At 71.4% G+C, this 18,126-nt stretch carries 12 protein-coding genes and 1 pseudogene; 3 read left to right on the top strand and 10 right to left on the bottom strand.

Translation table 11 applies throughout. From position 1 onward, the window contains the following. Positions 1-47 precede the first annotated feature (47 nt). From TN53_RS15575 to TN53_RS15600, 6 genes are all read right to left on the bottom strand, one after another. Positions 48-1,646 (bottom strand): acyl-CoA carboxylase subunit beta, encoded by a 1,599-nt coding sequence (locus TN53_RS15575; RefSeq protein ID WP_046259066.1) that lies wholly within the window; start codon positions 1,644-1,646, stop codon positions 48-50. Beyond that, a complete protein-coding gene (locus tag TN53_RS15580) occupies positions 1,643-3,313 on the bottom strand; it encodes an acyclic terpene utilization AtuA family protein (RefSeq protein WP_046259067.1) in 1,671 nt (556 codons plus the stop codon). Before TN53_RS15580 ends, TN53_RS15575 begins: the two co-directional genes overlap by 4 nt. After that, on the bottom strand, positions 3,310-4,104 hold the full coding sequence (locus TN53_RS15585; RefSeq protein ID WP_046259068.1) for a TIGR03084 family metal-binding protein: 795 nt from the start codon (positions 4,102-4,104) through the stop codon (positions 3,310-3,312). The genes TN53_RS15580 and TN53_RS15585 overlap by 4 nt, the downstream gene beginning before the upstream one ends. A gap of 269 nt (positions 4,105-4,373) precedes the next feature. Beyond that, complete coding sequence (locus tag TN53_RS15590; RefSeq protein ID WP_046259069.1) at positions 4,374-6,824, bottom strand: hypothetical protein; 2,451 nt, start codon at positions 6,822-6,824, stop codon at positions 4,374-4,376. Between the two features lie 95 nt (positions 6,825-6,919). Next, positions 6,920-7,855, bottom strand: a complete 936-nt coding sequence (locus TN53_RS15595; RefSeq protein ID WP_046259070.1) for an EamA family transporter — start codon at positions 7,853-7,855, stop codon at positions 6,920-6,922. 111 nt (positions 7,856-7,966) lie between these two features. Next, positions 7,967-10,975, bottom strand: coding sequence for an FAD-binding and (Fe-S)-binding domain-containing protein (locus tag TN53_RS15600; RefSeq protein WP_046259071.1), 3,009 nt, complete (start codon positions 10,973-10,975; stop codon positions 7,967-7,969). 241 nt (positions 10,976-11,216) lie between these two features. Here TN53_RS15600 and serC point away from each other — a divergent pair, with 241 nt between their 5' ends. Continuing rightward, positions 11,217-12,335 (top strand): phosphoserine transaminase, encoded by a 1,119-nt coding sequence (gene serC, locus TN53_RS15605; protein WP_046259072.1) that lies wholly within the window; start codon positions 11,217-11,219, stop codon positions 12,333-12,335. Between the two features lie 65 nt (positions 12,336-12,400). Here serC and TN53_RS15610 read toward each other — a convergent pair whose 3' ends face one another. Next, positions 12,401-13,336: an NADP-dependent oxidoreductase gene (locus tag TN53_RS15610; protein ID WP_046259073.1), complete on the bottom strand. Its 936-nt coding sequence runs from the start codon at positions 13,334-13,336 to the stop codon at positions 12,401-12,403. Between the two features lie 66 nt (positions 13,337-13,402). Here TN53_RS15610 and TN53_RS15615 point away from each other — a divergent pair, with 66 nt between their 5' ends. Further along, positions 13,403-13,819: a winged helix-turn-helix transcriptional regulator gene (locus TN53_RS15615; protein WP_046259074.1), complete on the top strand. Its 417-nt coding sequence runs from the start codon at positions 13,403-13,405 to the stop codon at positions 13,817-13,819. A 33-nt stretch (positions 13,820-13,852) separates the two neighbouring features. Here the strand turns inward: TN53_RS15615 and TN53_RS15620 are convergent. The 3 genes and pseudogenes from TN53_RS15620 to TN53_RS15630 form a co-directional block, all read right to left on the bottom strand. Then, positions 13,853-15,375, bottom strand: a pseudogene (locus tag TN53_RS15620) (cellulase family glycosylhydrolase). A 114-nt stretch (positions 15,376-15,489) separates the two neighbouring features. Continuing rightward, entirely contained in the window at positions 15,490-16,311 is an 822-nt protein-coding gene (locus tag TN53_RS15625; protein ID WP_046259075.1) for an ABC transporter permease, read from the bottom strand. Then, positions 16,308-17,273 (bottom strand): daunorubicin resistance protein DrrA family ABC transporter ATP-binding protein, encoded by a 966-nt coding sequence (locus TN53_RS15630; RefSeq protein WP_046259076.1) that lies wholly within the window; start codon positions 17,271-17,273, stop codon positions 16,308-16,310. The genes TN53_RS15625 and TN53_RS15630 overlap by 4 nt, the downstream gene beginning before the upstream one ends. Positions 17,274-17,362: 89 nt before the next feature. Here TN53_RS15630 and TN53_RS15635 point away from each other — a divergent pair, with 89 nt between their 5' ends. Then, on the top strand, positions 17,363-18,124 hold the full coding sequence (locus tag TN53_RS15635) for a TetR/AcrR family transcriptional regulator (protein ID WP_046259077.1): 762 nt from the start codon (positions 17,363-17,365) through the stop codon (positions 18,122-18,124). Positions 18,125-18,126 lie beyond the last annotated feature (2 nt).

Raw genomic sequence — 18,126 nt, forward strand, 5'->3', positions numbered from 1 at the left:
CGACGGCGAGCAACCAGGTCCGCGAGAGCGGCGCCGGTTTAGGCGCACTAGGGGCGAAAGATGCCGAAGCCACCGCGCGCGCCCTCGTACGGCGCCGTGTGGATGGCCGACAGGCACAGGCCGAGGACGGTGCGGGTGTCGCGGGGGTCGATGACGCCGTCGTCGTAGAGCCGCCCGGACAGGAACATCGGCAGCGACTCGGACTCGATCTGCCGCTCCACCATGGCCCGCAGCGCCGCGTCCCCCTCCTCGTCGTACGGCTGCCCCTTCGCCGCCGCCGACTGGCGGGCCACGATCGACAGGACGCCGGCGAGTTGCTGCGGGCCCATGACGGCCGACTTGGCGCTGGGCCAGGCGAAGAGGAAGCGGGGGTCGTAGGCGCGCCCGCACATGCCGTAGTGCCCGGCGCCGTACGAGGCTCCCATCAGTACGGACAGGTGTGGGACGCGGGAGTTGGACACCGCGTTGATCATCATCGCGCCGTGCTTGATGATGCCGCCCTGCTCGTACTCCTTGCCGACCATGTAGCCGGTGGTGTTGTGCAGGAAGAGGAGCGGGATGTCGCGCTGGTTCGCCAACTGGATGAACTGGGCCGCCTTCTGGGACTCCTCGCTGAACAGGACCCCCTGTGCGTTCGCCAGCACGCCGACCGGATAGCCGTGCAGCGAGGCCCACCCCGTCGTCAGGCTGGTCCCGTACAGCGGCTTGAACTCGTCGAAGTCGGAGGCGTCGACGATCCGGGCGATGACCTCGCGGGGGTCGAAGGGCACCTTCAGATCGCCGGGGACGATCCCCAGCAGCTCCTCCGCGTCGTACTTGGGCGGCTCGGCCGGGTCCGGATCGCCGTACGCCTTGCGGTGGTTGAGACGTGCCACGACCCGGCGTGCCTGCCGTAGCGCGTCCTGCTCGTCGACGGCGAAGTAGTCGGCGAGTCCCGACACGCGTGCGTGCATCTCGGCACCGCCGAGGGACTCGTCGTCGCTCTCCTCCCCCGTGGCCATTTTCACCAGCGGCGGACCGCCCAGGAACACCTTCGCGCGCTCCTTGACCATGATCACGTGGTCGGACATGCCCGGGATGTACGCGCCCCCGGCGGTGGAGTTCCCGAAGACGACGGCGACCGTCGGAATCCCGGCGGCGGAGAGGCGGGTCAGATCCCGGAAGATGGCCCCGCCGGGAATGAAGATCTCCTTCTGGGACGGCAGGTCGGCGCCCCCGGACTCCACCAGGCTGATGCAGGGCAGCCGGTTGGCGAGCGCGATGTCGTTGGCGCGCAACGCCTTCTTCAGCGACCAGGGGTTGCTGGCGCCCCCGCGCACGGTCGGGTCGTTCGCGGTGATCAGGCACTCCACGCCCTCGACGACCCCGATTCCGGTGACCAGGGAGGCGCCGACGGTGTAGTCGCTGCCCCAGGCGGCGAGCGGGGACAGTTCCAGGAAGGGCGTGTCGGGGTCGAGGAGCAGTTCGATGCGCTCACGGGCGAGCAACTTGCCGCGTTTCCAATGCCGTTGAACGTACTTCTCGCCGCCGCCCGCGAGGGCCTTGGCGTGCTCGGCATCCAGTGCGGTGAGCTTGGCGAGCATGGTCTCGCGGTGGGCGCGGTAATCGGGGCCGTTGGTGTCCAGCGCCGACGACAGGACGGTCACAGCAGCTCCTCCGGGATGTCCAGGTGGCGGGAGCGCAGCCATTCGCCGAGGGCCTTGGCCTGCGGGTCGAAGCGGTGCTGGGCGGCGACGCCGGCGCCGAGGATGCCCTCGACGACGAAGTTGAGGGCGCGCAGGCCCGGAAGGGTGCGGCGGGTGACGGGCAGGTCTGCGGTCTCCGGGAGGAGTTCGCGCAGCCGGTCGACGGTCAGCGCGTGGGCGAGCCAGCTCCAGGCCTCGTCGGTCCGGGCCCAGACACCCACATTGGCGTTCCCGCCCTTGTCGCCGCTGCGGGCGCCGACGACGAGCCCGAGAGGGGCCCGTCGCGTGGGCCCCGACGGGAGCGGCTCGGGCAGGGACGGTTCCGGCACGTCGTCGAGTACGAGGGTGTCCTGGGCCGGCGCCACGGCCAGCCGCCGTCCGTCGTGGAGGACGGCCACATGGGAGACGGTGTCATGGGGGACGTACACATCCTCGAAGACCCCATAAGGCGCGCCCTTTCCAGGTGGCGCCAGCACATGGAAGCCGGGGTAGCTCGCGAGCGCGAGCTCGATGGCGGCCCCGCTGAGCGCCCGCCCCACGGCCTCCTGGTCCGGGTCCCGTACGACGAGCCGCAGCAGCGCGCTCGCGGTCTCCTCGGTGCCGGCGTCGGGGCGGTCGGTGCGGGCCAGATCCCAGCGGACGTCGGCGGCCTTGGCGAGTACGGGATCCATCTGCTGCCGCACCAGGGCCGCCTTGGCCTCGATGTCGAGCCCGGTCAGCACGAAGGCGACCTCGTTGCGGAAGCCGCCGAGCCGGTTGAGGCCGACCTTGAGGGTGGGGGGCGGGGGTTCGCCGTGGACGCCGTCGATGCGGACGCGGTCGGGGCCGTCCTGGGTGAGGCGGACCGTGTCGAGGCGGGCGGTGACGTCGGGGCCCGCGTACCGGGCACCGCCCGTCTCGTACAGGAGCTGCGCGGTCACCGTGCCGACGTCGACGAAGCCGCCGGTGCCGGGGTGTTTGGTGATGACCGCCGTGCCGTCCTCGTGGAGCTCGGCGAGGGGGAAGCCGGGGCGTCGGACGTCCCCCTCCTGGAAGAACGAGTAGTTCCCGCCGCTCGCCTGCGTCCCGCACTCCAGCACATGCCCGGCGACGACGGCCCCCGCCAGCCGGTCGTACTCCCCGGGCCCCCACCCGAAGTGCGCGGCGGCGGGCCCGGTGACCAGGGCCGCGTCCGTCACGCGCCCGGTGACCACGATCTCGGCGCCCTCGCGCAGACAGGCGGCGATGCCGAAGCCGCCGAGATAGGCGTGGGCGGCGAGGCTGCCGGGGTGCTGTGCGGTGAGGTCGTCGCCCTCGACGTGGGCGACGCGGACGGGGATGCCGAGCCGGTCGGCCAACTCCCGCACCCGGTCGGCGAGTCCGGCGGGGTTGAGGCCGCCGGCGTTGGTCACGAGGCGCACACCCCGCTCGTGCGCCAGGCCCAGGCACTCCTCCAGCTGCCGCAGGAAGGTGCGGGCGTAACCGGCGCCGGGGTCCTTCAGGCGGTCGCGGCCGAGGATCAGCATGGTCAGTTCGGCGAGGTAGTCGCCGGTGAGGACGTCGAGTTCGCCGCCGGTGAGCATCTCGCGCAGGGCGTCGAACCGGTCGCCGTAGAAACCGGAGGCGTTCCCGATCCGGAGGATGTTCACCTGGCCTCCCCCTTCGGCTCCCGCCCGTCCCCCGGCGGCCCCGCGAAGGCCTGGGCGATGTCGAGCCAGCGGTCGGCGTCGGAGCCTTCGGCGCGCAGGGCGAGGTCGGTGCGGTGGGTGCGCTGGGTGACGAGGAGGCAGAAGTCGAGGGCGGGGCCGGTGACGCGGTCGGTGGCGTTCTCGGGGCCGTACACCCACAACTTGCCTGAAGGGGCGGTGAGTTCGACGCGGAACTCCTCGAACGGCGGGGTCAGTCCGTGCACGCCGAAGGAGTAGTCGCGGGTGCGGACGCCGAGGCGGGCGATGTGGCTCAGCCGGTCGGTGGGGGTACGGGTCACGCCCAGCGCGTCCGCCACGTCCAGGCCGTGGGCCCAGGTCTCCATGAGACGGGCGGTGGCCATGGAGGCGGTGGACATGGGCGGGCCGTACCAGGGGAAGCGGGCGCCGTCGGGGGCGGCCCGCAGCGCGTCGGCCAGGTCCTCACGTCCCGCACGCCAGTACGCGAGCAGCCGCGCCGGAGGCTTCCCGGCCCCCTCCTCGGCACCGTTGTCCACGAAGTCCCCGGGCGCGGCGAGCGCCTTCTCGATCTCGCGGGAGAAGGCGTCCTGATCGGTCACCGCCAGCAGGGAGGAGTGGTCGGTCCAGGCGAGGTGGGCGATCTGGTGGGCGATGCTCCAGCCGGGGGCGGGCGTCGCGAGCTGCCACTGCTCGGGGCTCAACTCGGCCACGAGCAGATCGAGTTCCTCGCTCTCGGCACACAGATCATCGATGACGGGCGTGGGATCGGCCATGAGGCGAGGATGTCAGCGCCCCCAGAAACAAGCAAGCATGCTTGCATGAAAACCCCACCGCCCCTCTCAGCCATCAGGCAGAAGATCGGGGATTGGCAGATCTGTCCCCGATGTGTCCCCCGTCGGGCCTCTGCCACCTGCGGTTTTGCTCTTCGGAGGTGGGACAGATCTGCCAATCGCGGCGCGGGGCGCTGCTGGGGGACGCGATCCGGGGCAGGGGGCCCGGCGCTGTGGGTTCCACGGCTGGTTCGCCGCCGGGGTCCTCTCCGTCACTCCGGGAGCCTTCGCTCGCTTCGTGACGGCAGCCGGTGGCGGTGGCCTCCGCTGAGGCGTGACGGGGGGACGGCCGGAGGTGGTGGTGGCTGCGTCTCGGCGAGGCCGTCGAGGAGGCGTTGGCGGATCGGGCGGAGGCGCGGCGCGCGGCGGTAGTTGAGGTGGCGTTCCAGTGGCCAGAAGACGGGTTGACCCTCGGTGCGTCCTGGTTCCGCCGTGGCGGGCTCGGTTGCCGGGTCCACCCCGTCCTTCCACTCGATGTCCTCGACTCCGCCGTTCTCCACCGCGTCCCCGACGACGGGTCCCGCCAGTACGTCGGTCGTGCGGTGGATGTTGATCCAGGCGTGCAGGGTCTCCAGGGCGTGGATCGAGTCGGCGGGCGCGTAGCCGGGGTAGTGGCGCCGGAACACCACACCGACCGGACTGCCCGTGGTCAGCAGGGCGATGCGCCGGCGCAGTTCGGGCCGTACCTGCCACAGGGCCGCCACGGCGATGACGGATCCCATGGAGTGCGCCTGGATCAGCAGGCGGCGGCGGTCGTTCTCGTCCAGCAGGTACTCGATCCGGTGCACGAGTTCGGGGACGGTGCGCACCGCCCAGGCCGCCGGGGTGAACGGGTGCGCCGCACGCGGCCAGAACGCGCCGAACGCCCAGGCCAGCCCCGCGTTCCGGCGCATCTCCGGCCGCAGCACGATGGCTCGTACGGCGAACACGGCCACCGCGACGAGACCCACGAGGATGACGGCCCCGAGTGTCGTCAACTGCTGGAGTACGTCGACCATGACGTCCCGTACGCCCGCCAGCCAGGAACCGTCGCCGACCCAGTAAGCCCCGTACATGGCGCAGGTCAGGAGGACGACCAGGACCGCGAGGGTGGCCAGGCCACGGTCGTACCAGACCAGGGCGCGGCCTCCGGCGTGCTCCGCGAACCGCAGCCTTCTCCACTGGCGTTGGTTGTCGAGGTGGTCGTCGCGGTCCGTGCCGGGTTCGGGGCCGGGGGGCGTGAGGTCGCGTCGCCAGGGGTGGCGCAGGGCCGTGCAGGCGGCGGCGATCGCGCCCACCGCCACGCCGATCAGCACGACCAGCGGGAAGGCCGCCGCGACCACCTGGACGGCCCGCGGGATGAGGGCCGCGTACGGGTCACCGTCGGGGGTGAGCCAGCCCTGGAGCCACAGGGAGAACGCGGCGGTGTACAGCCAGCCCACGAAGCAGGCCAGCACGCCCACCACGGGTCCCAGCAGCCCGTACAGGGTCGTCCTCGACGCCGAACCGGTCTCTGAGCGGACCATGGCGAGACAGGCGATGACCATGAGCGCGAGGCCGATGCCCTGGGCGATCACCACGTAGTTCGCCTCCGCGCCCATGCCGGGCAGCATCGTGGAGCGCGCGCGGGCGGCGTCCCAGTCCCGGGACGGAAGCGCGCAGCACAGCATGGCGGCGATCGTCACGAGTGAGCAGGCGCCGACAGCGGACTTCGCGTACCGCAGGGGCCATCGGAGCCTGCGCCGTGGACGGCCCATGGTTCCGTCGCGCTGGACGTAGGTGGCGCGGAAGTACGGGCCGTCGATCACCACGAGGAGGGCCATCACCAAGGTCAGCACGAACAGGGTCAGGGCCAGGCCGGCGTCGCTCTCACGCAGGTCGTACTGGAGCGGCGGCACGATGAGCAGCATGGCCACCGTGAGTAGTCCCGCGCACAGGTGCCGTGTGGTGAGGCCCTTCGCCCGGGTGTTGTGCTCCCAGAAGCCGCGGACCTCCAGGGGCCGCCGGGTGCGGTGTCCGTTGCGCCGGTGCCGGTCCTCCTCCTCGGCCCGCTCGTAGTTCTCACGCGAAGCGGTCCTGAGCACCGGGCGGTACTCACGTTTGGCGTCCCGGGCGCTGAACGCCATCAGGGTGCCGACGATCAGCGGCGCGAGGGACGCGAGGGCCAGGCCCGCCCCGGTGTCCGGCTTGCGGGCCGCGGTCACCGCGAAGTTGCCCGAGACGCACTCGGCGGTCTCGGCTCCGCACTGCCAGACGACCTGGTCCATGGCCGCCTGTCCGAAGACACCGACCAGCATCACCGTCAGGGAGAGTCCGAGCAGCCGCGCTCCGAAGCTGTACAGGGAGCCCTGCCATGAGCGCTCAGGTAAGCGTGGCTGCATCCACGTCACCAGGTTGATCACGAGAAACGGCAGGAGGAAGAGCCAGGCGGCCCGGCCGGCCCCGCCGATCAGCAGCCGGGGCCAGTCGTACACCTCCCGCAGAGTGCGCGGCCCGTCCGTGTCCTCCTCCGCGGGCCGGTACCAGCCCGCGCTGTCGTCCCCGCTCACCTGGCGTACACCGGGCGGCCGGAGAACCTCCTCGCGGTCCACGACGCCGGTGCCGGGTATGACCAGTTCGACCAGTTCGATCGGCCCCGGCGGGGATGGTTCGCCGACGAGCGCGCCCGGTGTTCCGTTGTCCATGAGAGCTCAGGGTGAGGCTGCCGACGGCTGCTGACAATGCGCAGAATGTACGAGAAGTCGACTGTCCGGGAGGCGGCCCGGGCTTCCCGCGACCCTCAGGAAGCGTCGTCCTGAACCTTGGCCTTCCCCCGCCCCACCTGAGTCCGCACCGCCCCCATGCTCGCCGCGATGACCAGGGCGATCGCGGCGGCCTCGGTCACGGAAAGGGCCTGGTTCAGGATGAGGAAGCCGGCGGTCGCGGCGATGGCCGGTTCCAGGCTCATCATGATCGCGAAGGTGGAGGCGGGGAGGCGGCGCAGGGCGACGAGTTCGAGGGTGTAGGGCAGGACCGAGGAGAGGACCGCCACGGCCGAGCCGAGGGCGATCGTCGTGGGGTCGAGGAGCTTCGAGCCGGATTCGGCGATGCCGAGCGGGAGGAACACCAGCGCCGCGACCACCATGGCGAGGGCGAGCCCGTCGGCCTGCGGGAAGCGGCGGCCCGTACGGGCGCTGAAGACGATGTACGCCGCCCACATGGCACCGGCGCCCAGGGCGAACAGGACGCCGACGGGGTCGAGGCCGCCGAAGCCACCGCCGCTGAGGAGGAAGACGCCTGCGAGGGCGAGAGCCGCCCAGACGAGGTTGACCGCCCGTCGGGAGGCGACGACGGAGAGCGCCAGGGGACCGAGCACCTCCAGGGCGACCGCCGGGCCCAGCGGGATGCGGTCGATGGACTGGTAGAAGAGCCCGTTCATCCCGGCCATCGTGATGCCGAAGACGACGACCGTGCCCCAGTCCGCACGCGTGTACCCGCGCAGCCTCGGCCGGCAGACCACGAGCAGGACCAGCGCGGCCGCCACCAGCCGCAGGGTCACCACACCGGACGCCCCGGCCCGCGGCATCAGGCTCGCCGCGAGGGCGCCGCCGAACTGCACCGAGATACCCGCGGACAGCACCAGCCCGATGGAACCGAGGGAACCCCAGCGGTGCGGGACTCCGGCCGGGGCGGCCTGGGTGACAGGGGTCTCGGAAACCGGGGTCGGCGTGGTCACGGGGCCTTCCAGAGGACTTGGAGCGAGTTCGTTCATCTTGATGGACTTACGAGTCCACAGTAATGGACTACGTCAGGCACGTGAACCCCTTTTGCCACTGTTCTGGATGACTCAGCTCACGCCCCGGTCCAGCCCCTCCGCCAGCACCTCCGCCAGATGCCGCCCGCGCACCCCCGCCAGCTGCCCCAACTGCGTCCGGCAGGAGAAACCGTCCGCCAGGACCACCGTCCCGTCGGTCGCCCCCCGCACCGCCGGCAGGAGTTGCTCCTCGGCGCAGGCACGCGACACCTCGAAGTGGCCCTTCTCGAAGCCGAAGTTGCCCGCGAGCCCGCAGCAGCCACCCGCCAGATCACCGGTCAGGCCCGCGGCTTCCCGCAGCCGCCGCTCGGCCGCGTCGCCGAGGACCGCGTGCTGGTGGCAGTGGGTCTGGCCGACCGCCGGACGGTCCACGCGAGGCGGCCGCCAATCCGGCGCCAGGCGCTCCAGCGCCTCCGCGAAGGTCACCACCCGCGAGGCGAGACGCGCGGCCCGCTCGTCGTCGTGAAGCAGTTCCGGCAGGTCCGTGCGGAGCGCCGCCGCGCAGCTCGGTTCCAGGACCACCACCAGGAGGTCCGTCTCCAGTACCGGTGCCATCAGGTCGAGGGTGCGGCGCAGGACCGTACGGGCCCGGTCGAGCTGGCCCGTGGAGACGTACGTCAGACCGCAGCAGACCCGGCCGCGGCGCGCCGCGAGCGGATGGAAGCCCTCGGGCGCCGTGCGCAGGGTCGGCGGCAGCACGGTCCCGATCCCCGCCGCCTCCAGGACCCGTACCGCCGCCTGCCCGACCTCGGGCGACAGATGCTCGGTGAAGGTGTCCGGCCACAGCACGACCTTCCCGCGCGGCCCATCGCCGGCCGTCCAACCGGCCCCGCCGCGAACCCTCCCGCGCGCCCCGCCACCCGCCATCCCGCGCGATCCCTCGGAACCCGCCCCACGCAGCCCACCACCCGCCGCCCCGCGCGACCCTTTGCCGCCCGGCCCGCGCGACCCGCCGCCCACCGCCCCGTGCGCGCCCTCGACGCCCGCCGACCGCCGCCCCCACCACCGGCTGAACGTCTCCACCGCCACCCGCGGGATCGCGCGCTCGGGAGCGACTCCCCCGAGCCTCTTCGCGACCGCCGCCAGCGGCCGCACCGCAGCGAGCGCGTTGACCATCCGCGCCGCGCGCGTACGGGCCACCGCCCGCAGCCACACCGGCAGCCACCCCATCGCGTAGTGCGCGGCCGGACGGCGCCGCCCCTCGTAGTGGTGGTGCAGGAACTCCGCCTTGTACGTGGCCATGTCGACCCCGACCGGGCAGTCGGACCGGCACCCCTTGCAGGACAGGCACAGATCCAGCGCGTCCCGCACCTCCTCCGAGCGCCACCCGTCGGTCACCAGTTCCCCGGCGAGCATCTCGTGCAGCAGCCGGGCCCGCCCGCGCGTGGAGTGCTCCTCCTCGCCGGTCGCGCGGAAGGACGGGCACATGACGGAGGACCAGGGCGCGGACGTCGTACGGCATTTCGCCACGCCCACGCACCTGCGTACCGCCGCCGAGAAGTCGCCGCCGTCGGCGGGGTAGCCGAAGGCCACGTCGACCGGCTCACGGGGCAGGACGGAGAAGCGGAGGTTCGAGTCCAGCGGCGCCGGGCGCACCAGCATCCCGGGGTTCAGCAGGTCGTCCGGGTCCCAGACACCCTTCGCCCGCTCGAAGAGGCCCACCAGCTCCGCGCCGTACATCCGGGGCAGCAGCTCCGCCCGCGCCTGCCCGTCCCCGTGCTCGCCGGACAGCGAGCCGCCGTGCGCCGCGACCAGGTCGGCGAGCTCCTCCGAGAAGCGCCGGAAGCGGCCGACCCCCGCGTCCGTCAGCAGATCGAAGTCGATACGGACGTGGATGCAGCCGTCCCCGAAATGGCCGTACGGCGTCCCGCGCAGCCCGTGCTCGCCCAGCAGCCCCCTGAAGTCCCGCAGATACGCGCCCAGCCGGGCCGGCGGCACCGCGCAGTCCTCCCAGCCGGGCCAGGCCTCGGAGCCGTCCGGCATCCGGGTCGCCGTACCGCTGGCGTCCTCGCGGATGCGCCACAGGACGCGCTGACCGGCCGGGTCCGTCACGACCACCGCGTCCATGACATCGGCGGCCCGCACGATCGTCTCCGCACGCGCGCGTGCCTCGGCCGGTGTGTCGCCGCCCGTCTCCACGAACAGCCACGCCCCGCCACGGGGCAGCGCGACCGCCGCGGGCACCAGGTCGGCCGCCATGCCCTCCACCGTCAGCGGGCCGTACGGCAGCAGTCCGGCCGCGGCCTCGGCGGCCGCGCCTTCGTCCGGGTATCCCAGCACCGCGAGGGCACGCGCGCGTGGTGACTCGACGAGTCGTACGACGGCTTCGGTGAGGATCCCCAGAGTGCCCTCGCTCCCGCAGAAGGAACGGGCGACATCCGCACCCCGCTCCGGCAGCAGCGCGTCCAGCGCGTACCCGGAGATCCGGCGGGGCAGCTCCGGGAAACCGGTCCGCAGCCGCGCCAGGTCCCCCTCCACCAACGCCCGCAGTCCCTCGGGCGCCCCGGTCCACCCCTGCCCGAGCCGCGGCCGCTCCCCACGCGCGGTGACGACGTCCAGTTCGGCCACGCTGTCCGCGGTCGTCCCCCACGCCACCGAGTGCGACCCGCACGAGTTGTTGCCGATCATCCCGCCGAGCGTGCAGCGGCTGTGGGTGGAGGGGTCGGGCCCGAAGCGGAGCCCGTGCGGGGCGGCGGCGTCCTGGAGGCGGTCGAGGACGAGCCCGGGCTGGACCACGGCGGTGCGCGACGAAGGGTCGAGGGAGAGCAGCCGGTTCATGTGCCGGGTGAAGTCCAGCACCACTCCGGCGCCGGTCGCCTGCCCGGCGATGGAGGTACCGCCGCCCCGCGCGACGACCGGTACCGAGTGTTCCCGGCACACGGCGAGGACGGCGGCGACGTCATCGGCGTCGCGTGGGGCCACGACACCGAGCGGGACCCGCCGGTAGTTGGACGCGTCCATGGTGGTCAGCGCGCGGGAGGTGACGTCGAAGCGGACGTCACCTCGCACGCCCCTGCGCAGATCGGCCTCTAGATCCGTCATGCCTCCAGAATGCACGCGCCCACTGACACTGAAGTGGCGGGCGGCATCCAGGGCCGCCGGCCGGAGCAAGTCTGGCCGATTGGCAGATCCGTCCCACCTCTGATCAGCAAAACCCCAGGTGCCCAACGCATCCAGTGGTACAGATCCGCCACTCCCTCCCTGCCCCGACCCGAGACCCCGGCCCGTCTCAGCCGACGGACTGCGTTTCGACCAGGTTTCCCGCACCGGCTAACCTCACTGCGTGGCTGAGATCCAGATTCCCGCTGACATCAAGCCCGCCGACGGTCGATTCGGCGCGGGCCCCTCCAAGGTGCGGACGGAAGCGCTGGACGCGCTGGCCGCAACCGGTACCTCCCTCCTCGGCACCTCCCACCGCCAGGCCCCGGTCAAGAACCTGGTCGGCCAGGTGCGCGAGGGCATCAGTGAGCTGTTCTCCCTGCCCGAGGGGTACGAGGTCGTCCTCGGCAACGGCGGCTCCACCGCGTTCTGGGACGTCGCGACCCACGGCCTGATCGAGAACAAGTCGCAGCACCTGAACTTCGGTGAGTTCAGCTCGAAGTTCGCCAAGGCCGCCAAGCTGGCTCCCTGGCTGGCCGACCCGACCGTCATCGCCTCCGACCCCGGCACCCACCCGGAGCCGCAGGCCGAGGCGGGCGTCGACGTGTACGCCCTCACGCACAACGAGACCTCCACCGGTGTCGCCGCCCCCGTCAAGCGCGTGGCCGGTGCCGACGAGGGCGCCCTGGTCCTCGTGGACGCGACGAGCGGCGCCGGCGGTCTGCCCGTCGACATCGCCGAGACGGACGTCTACTACTTCGCACCGCAGAAATCCTTCGCCTCCGACGGCGGCCTGTGGATCGCCGTCTTCTCCCCCGCCGCGATCGAGCGCGCCGAACGCATCCACGCGAGCGGCCGCCACGTGCCGGAGTTCTTCTCGCTCCCCACAGCGATCGACAACTCCCGCAAGAACCAGACGTACAACACCCCGGCCCTCGCCACCCTCTTCCTGCTCAAGGAGCAGCTGGAGTGGTTCAACGGCCAGGGCGGTCTCGCCTGGTCCACGGCCCGCACCAAGGACTCCTCGACGCGTCTGTACAGCTGGGCGGAGGAGTCGAAGCACGCGACCCCGTTCGTCACCGACGCCGCCAAGCGCTCCCAGGTCATCGGCACGATCGACTTCTCCGACGAGATCGACGCCGCCGCGATCGCCAAGGTCCTGCGCGCCAACGGCATCGTCGACACCGAGCCCTACCGCAAGCTGGGCCGCAACCAGCTCCGCGTCGCGATGTTCCCGGCGATCGACCCGGCGGACGTCGAGGCGCTGACGAAGTGCATCGACTACGTGATCGAGAAGCTGTAGTCGTACGGGATACGACGACAAAGGGCGCCCGGCGAAGAGCCGGGCGCCCTTTGTCGTAGGAACGGTCACGGCACCAGCACGAGCTTTCCGGTCGTCCGCTTCTCCTCGATCGCCCGATGGGCCGCGGCAGCCTCGGCCAGCGGATAGGTCCGCTCGACGGCGACCCGCAGCCGCCCCGCCTCGATCCGCTCGGTGATCGCCGACATCAGCTCACCCGAGGGCTCGGCCGTCACCCACACATAGCGCAGCCCCCGCTCGGCGGCCTGCCGCTCGTCCACCCCCGGATCGATGGCCGCACCGACCAACAGCCCGCCCGGTCGCAGTACATCGAGGGACCGCGCTCCATAGGAGCCCCCGACCAGATCCAGCACCACGTCCACCGGTGCCACGGCGTCCCGGAAGTCCACGGCCGTGTAGTCGACCACCTCGTCGGCGCCCAGCCCCCGCAGCCACTCGTGCTTGGCCTCCCGCGCGGTGCCGATGACAAACGCGCCCAGCTCCTTTGCCAGCTGCACCGCGACATGCCCGACCCCGCCTGCCGCCGCGTGGATCAGCACCCGGTCGCCGGGCCGGACCCGGGCCGACACGGCCAGCGCCGTCCAGGCGGTGACCGCGACCAGCGGAACGGCGGCGGCATGCGGCAGGTCGAGGTTCTTGGGCTTCGGCGCCAGCACAGCGGCGGGTACGGCGGTGTACTCGGCGTACGCACCACGTCGGGACACCGGCAGCAGCCCGTACACCTCGTCCCCGGCCACGAACCCTGTCACCCCCGCCCCGACCCGCTCCACGACGCCGGCCACGTCGTTGCCCGGCGTCCAGGGCAGCTCGACCAGCTCCGGCACCCGCCCGGCCCGCAACACCGTGTCCCCCGGATTCACCCCGGCCCCGCCGACCCGCACCAGCACCTCCCCGGGGCCGGGCTCCGGCACGTCGGTCTCGACGTGGGCGAGTACCTCGGGACCACCGAACGCCGACTGGACAACGGCTCGCATACGACTCATGCGCTCCATCCTCCGGCCGCCGATACCCGGGCGGAAGAAGGCACTTATCTGATATCGAGGTTCCTCATGGATACCGGCTTCGACCTCAGAGAACACGGCGGCGTGGATGTCTTCCTGCGCGACTGCCCCACCCGTGCCGTGCTGGAACTGATCGCGAGCAAGTGGACCATGCTGGTGCTGGTGGCGCTGGAGGACGGCCGCCCCATGCGCTTCGGCGAGCTCCGCCGCCGCCTCGACGGAGTCACCCAGAAGGTCCTGACCCAGACACTGCGCGCCCTGGAACGCGAGGGCCTGCTCACCCGCAGCGTGTATCCGACGGTGCCACCGCGCGTGGAGTACCGACTGACCGCCCTCGGTCTGGAGTTGGGCGGCCTTCTGCAGACCATCACCGACTGGTCGCAGACGAACATCACGGCCATCCGGTCCGCCCGCCGGGACTTCGAGGACCGGGCCGCGAGCGAGAGCGATCCCGTACGACGATGAGAGCGCCCGGCACGAGCACCGGGCGCCCCGCGCTCATGCCGCCGTACAGCTCACACTCGGCACACCTCCGCCCCCGGGCGCGCCCCCGAACCCGAGACTCGCCGAACCGCCCGCCGCGATCGAGCCGTTGTGCGCGGCGTTGGTCGCCGTCACGTCGACCCGCTCTGCGTGTACGACGCGTTCCACATGCTTGTCACCTTCTGCGACCCGCTGAAGGTCCAGGTCACCTTCCACGAACTGATCGCGGTCGTGCCGGTGTTGGTCACCTTCACCTCGGCGTTGAAGCCGCCGCCCCAGTCGCTGCTGACGGTGTAGGCGGCGGTGCAGGCCGCCGTGCCGCCACCGGGGTCGCCGGGATCACCGGGGTCGCTGCCGCCGCCGGCCGGGAAGCCCGGCGCCTTCACGCTCGCCAGGTAGCCGTCCTTCACGGTGTCCACGGTCTGCCAGTCGTCCTTGAGGATCCCGCCGGTGTCACCGGAGTTGGGGTTCCAGGACCAGAAGGTCCAGTGGAAGGAGTCCGAGCCGTACGTCGACGTCGGCCGCAGATAGTCCACCAGCGCGGCCAGCCACCGCTGGTCCACGCTCGCCTGGAGGGTCGTACCGAACTCGCCCACCCACACGGGCGCGATGTTCTGCTTGAAGATGTAGCCCCAGTACTTGTCCCAGATGCCGGGCATGTTGGCGGGGAAGCTGGGATCGCTGAACCAGCTCTGCTGGGCCACGGACGTGGCGTAGTCGTGCGCCGAGTAGACGACCCGGTTCGCCACGTTCAGCTGGACCGGGTAGTCGGCCACGCCCATCAGGTTGCCGCCCCACCAGCCGGAGACGCCGTTGTACGTCTGGACTCCCTCGACGAAGATCAGCAGCTCGGGGTTGACGGCGAGGATCGCGTTGCCGGCCCGTTGGGCGGCCAGGCGCCAGTCCCTCGTCGTGTCACCGCAGCCCCAACAGGCGGGATCGTGGGGCTCGTTGTGGATGTCGATGCCCACGACGGTGTTCTTGCCGAGGTAACGGGTCGCCAGTGCGCGGAGGTTGGCGATCCAGGTCGATTCCGGGACCGCCGAGGTGTACCAGAGCGCCGACTGGCCGCCGGCGTCCGGGCGGTGCCGGTCGAGGATGACCTTGAGGCCGTCCTGACCGGCGTACGAGACGATCTTGTCCAGGATCTGGAGGGAGTTGAGTCCTTGCAGGTCGGCGTTCTTGCCGCTGGAGAAGTCGATGCTGTTGGGGACGGTCCCCGACTTGAAGATGTCGTCGCTGAACGGGATGCGGATCGTGTTGTAGCCCAGCGACTTCATCTGGTCGATCATGGACTTGTAGTCGCGTGACCAGAGGCCGTGGACGACATAGTTGCCGGTCTCGAAGCCGAACCAGTTGATGCCGGCGACACGGACCGACTGCCCGGCCTCGTCCAGGATCTGGCGGCCGCTGGTGTGCCAGTAACCGGCGCCGGCCGCGGCCTCGGCGGCCTGGGCGGTCTGGGCCGTCTGTGCGCCCAGCGGCAGGAGCAGGGCCGCGGCCACCGCGCACAGCGCTCTTCGCAAGCTGCGGAACATGTAGCTGCTTCCTCTCGGGGGAGGGGGCGCGGGTCCGGAACAAGGGTGGGAGCGCTCCCACACCCGCTCCCCCCATGGAAGTCAGGTCACATGAACACGTCAAGACACTGGACGCTACCGGCTCAGCTTCTGGAACCTGCGTACCGCGAGCGGCAGGAAGATCGCCGTCAGGATCAGGGGCCACACGTATGCCATGAGCAGGGCGTGTTCCTCGATCCAGGAGTCCCCGGCGCCGACCGGGGTGCCGAAGAGCTCGCGGGTGGCGGCGGAGGTGGAGGAGATCGGGTTCCAGGCGGCCACGGCGCCGAGCCAGTCGGGCATCAGCTGGGGTGCGACGAAGATGCTGGAGATCATCGTGAGGGGGAAGGCCACCGCGAACAGACCGCCCGCCGCCTCCGGGTTGGGCACGATCAGCCCCAGCCACACACCGATCCAGATCAGCGCGAACCGCAGCCACAGCAGCAGCCCGAACGCGGCGAGGAACCCCAGGCCCCCGTCCGGCCGCCAGCCCATGGTCATCGCGGTCAGCATCATGATGGCCAACTCGGCGCAGGCGACCAGCAGATCGGTGACCCCGCGCCCGGCCACGACCGCCGAGGACGCCATCGGCATCGAGCGGAACCGGTCGATCACGCCCTTCGTGGCGTCGTACACCACGAGCGTCGCGGTGTTGATGAACCCGAAGGCCATCGTCATCACGAACATCCCGGGCATCAGGAAGTCCTTGTAGTCCCCGCCGCCCGGCACCTGCATGGCGCTGCCGAAGACATAGCCGTAGAGCAGGACGGAGAGGATCGGGAAGCCCAACTGCCAGGCGATGTTGATGGGTTGGCGCTGGTAGTGGGTGAGGCCGCGGCGGACGATGTTCCAGACGTCGGCGAGGATCCAGTACGTACGGCCGTGGGTGGCGGGGCCGGTCAGGTCTACGGCGCTCATGCGGCTGTCTCCTCCTTCTCCGTGCGGTGTCCGGTCAGGCGCAGGAACACGTCGTCGAGGCTGGGCCTGCGCAGCCCGATGTCCTCGACGCGGACACCCTCGTCCTGGAGGGTGCGGGCCACCTCGGTGAGCGCCGAGACGCGGTCGAGGACCGGGGCGTGGACACGCAACTCACCTTCCTCCGCCTCGGGTTCGCCGTCGGAGACCCGGGCGACGACCTTCACCACCTGCGGGATGTCGGACCGCTCGGCGACCACGACCTCGATACGGTCGCCGCCGACCCGGCTCTTCAGCCCGTCCGGGGTGTCGTCGGCGATGGAGCGCCCCTGGTCGATGACGGTGATGCGGGAGGCCAGCTTGTCGGCCTCCTCCAGATACTGCGTGGTCAGCAGCACGGTGGTGCCGCTCGCCACCAACGCCCGCACGGACTCCCAGACTTCGCCCCGGCTGCGGGGGTCGAGTCCCGTGGTCGGCTCGTCCAGGAAGAGGACGGCCGGGGCGAGGATCATCGAGGCGGCGAGGTCGAGGCGGCGCCGCATGCCGCCGCTGTACTTGCCGACGCCCTTGTCCGCGGCGTCGGTGAGGTCGAACTGCTCCAGCAGTTCGGTGGCGCGCGCCCTGGCCCGCCGACCGCCGAGGTGGAAGAGCCGGCCGAACATCTCCAGGTTCTGCCGGCCGGTGAGCACCTCGTCCACGGCCGCGTACTGCCCGGTCAGCCCGATGCGGGCACGCACCGCGCGCGCCTGCCGGGCCACGTCCAGACCCGCCACCGTCGCATGTCCGCCGTCCAGCCGCAGCAGCGTGGCCAGGATGCGGACGGCCGTGGTCTTGCCGGCGCCGTTCGGCCCGAGCAGTCCGTGCACGGTGCCCTCGCGGACGGCCAGGTCGAAGCCGTCGAGGGCGCGCTTCTCGCCGTACCGCTTCTCCAGCGCTTCGGCGCGAACGGCGTATCCGTCGGTCATGGGTCCCCCTTGACTCGGTAACTGAGTACACCGTACCCGATTACGCGTACGCCGTACCCAATTAATTTCCGGGGAACTAAGCTGCACCCATGACGAGCAGTTCGGAGACCAGCGGCAGCGGCGACATCGTCCGCACCCTTGAGCTGCTGTGGGACACGGGCCGACGCCCCAGCCGTGGGCCCAAGCCGGCACTGACCCTGGACCGGATCGTGGAAGCGGCCGTCCAGGTGGCGGACGCCGACGGTCTGGAAGCGGTGTCGATGCGCCGCGTCGCCGCCGAGCTCGGCACCGGCGCGATGTCGCTGTACCGGTACGTCCCCGGCAAGGGCGAGCTGCTCGACCTGATGCTGGACCGGGTGCAGAAACCGTCCGAGAACCCGGCCGACCTCGGCGCCGGGGACTGGCGCTCGGCCCTGGAGGCCCTGGGCCGCGCGACCCTCGCCCTCTACCGCCGTCACCCCTGGCTGCTCCAGGTCAACCAGTCCCGCCCGATCCTCGGCCCGAGCGCCCTGGACGGCATGGAGAAGGTCCTCACCCTCATCAAGCCGATGGGCCTGACCGACCCCGAGCTGGTCTCGGCGATCATCATGATCGACGGTTACGTCGTCGGCGCCGCCCGCACCCAGCTCTACGCCCAGGAGGTGGAGCGCCGCACGGGCCTGACGGACGCGGAGTTCTGGCAGGCACAGGTGCCGACGCTGGAGAAGGCCATGGCGACGGGCCGCTACCCGGTGCTCGCCGCCCTCTCGGACGACGCGTTCGGCACCGACTTCGACCACTTCGAGTTCGGCCTGCAGCGGATCCTGGACGGCCTGGAAGTGACCGTGTCACGGCGCCGGACGGGCAACTGAGC

This window comes from Streptomyces sp. WM6386, assembly GCF_000972385.1.
Classification (GTDB): Bacteria; Actinomycetota; Actinomycetes; order Streptomycetales; family Streptomycetaceae; genus Streptomyces.

What these genes read in the sequence shown, in the direction of transcription:
- TN53_RS15615 (WP_046259074.1), top strand. Translation starts at nt 13,403, where the DNA reads ATGGATACCGGCTTCGACCTCAGAGAACACGGCGGCGTGGATGTCTTC.
- TN53_RS15600 (WP_046259071.1), bottom strand. Translation starts at nt 10,975, where the DNA reads ATGACGGATCTAGAGGCCGATCTGCGCAGGGGCGTGCGAGGTGACGTC.
- TN53_RS15630 (WP_046259076.1), bottom strand. Translation starts at nt 17,273, where the DNA reads ATGACCGACGGATACGCCGTTCGCGCCGAAGCGCTGGAGAAGCGGTAC.
- TN53_RS15585 (WP_046259068.1), bottom strand. Translation starts at nt 4,104, where the DNA reads ATGGCCGATCCCACGCCCGTCATCGATGATCTGTGTGCCGAGAGCGAG.
- TN53_RS15625 (WP_046259075.1), bottom strand. Translation starts at nt 16,311, where the DNA reads ATGAGCGCCGTAGACCTGACCGGCCCCGCCACCCACGGCCGTACGTAC.
- TN53_RS15610 (WP_046259073.1), bottom strand. Translation starts at nt 13,336, where the DNA reads ATGAGTCGTATGCGAGCCGTTGTCCAGTCGGCGTTCGGTGGTCCCGAG.
- TN53_RS15635 (WP_046259077.1), top strand. Translation starts at nt 17,363, where the DNA reads ATGACGAGCAGTTCGGAGACCAGCGGCAGCGGCGACATCGTCCGCACC.
- TN53_RS15590 (WP_046259069.1), bottom strand. Translation starts at nt 6,824, where the DNA reads ATGGACAACGGAACACCGGGCGCGCTCGTCGGCGAACCATCCCCGCCG.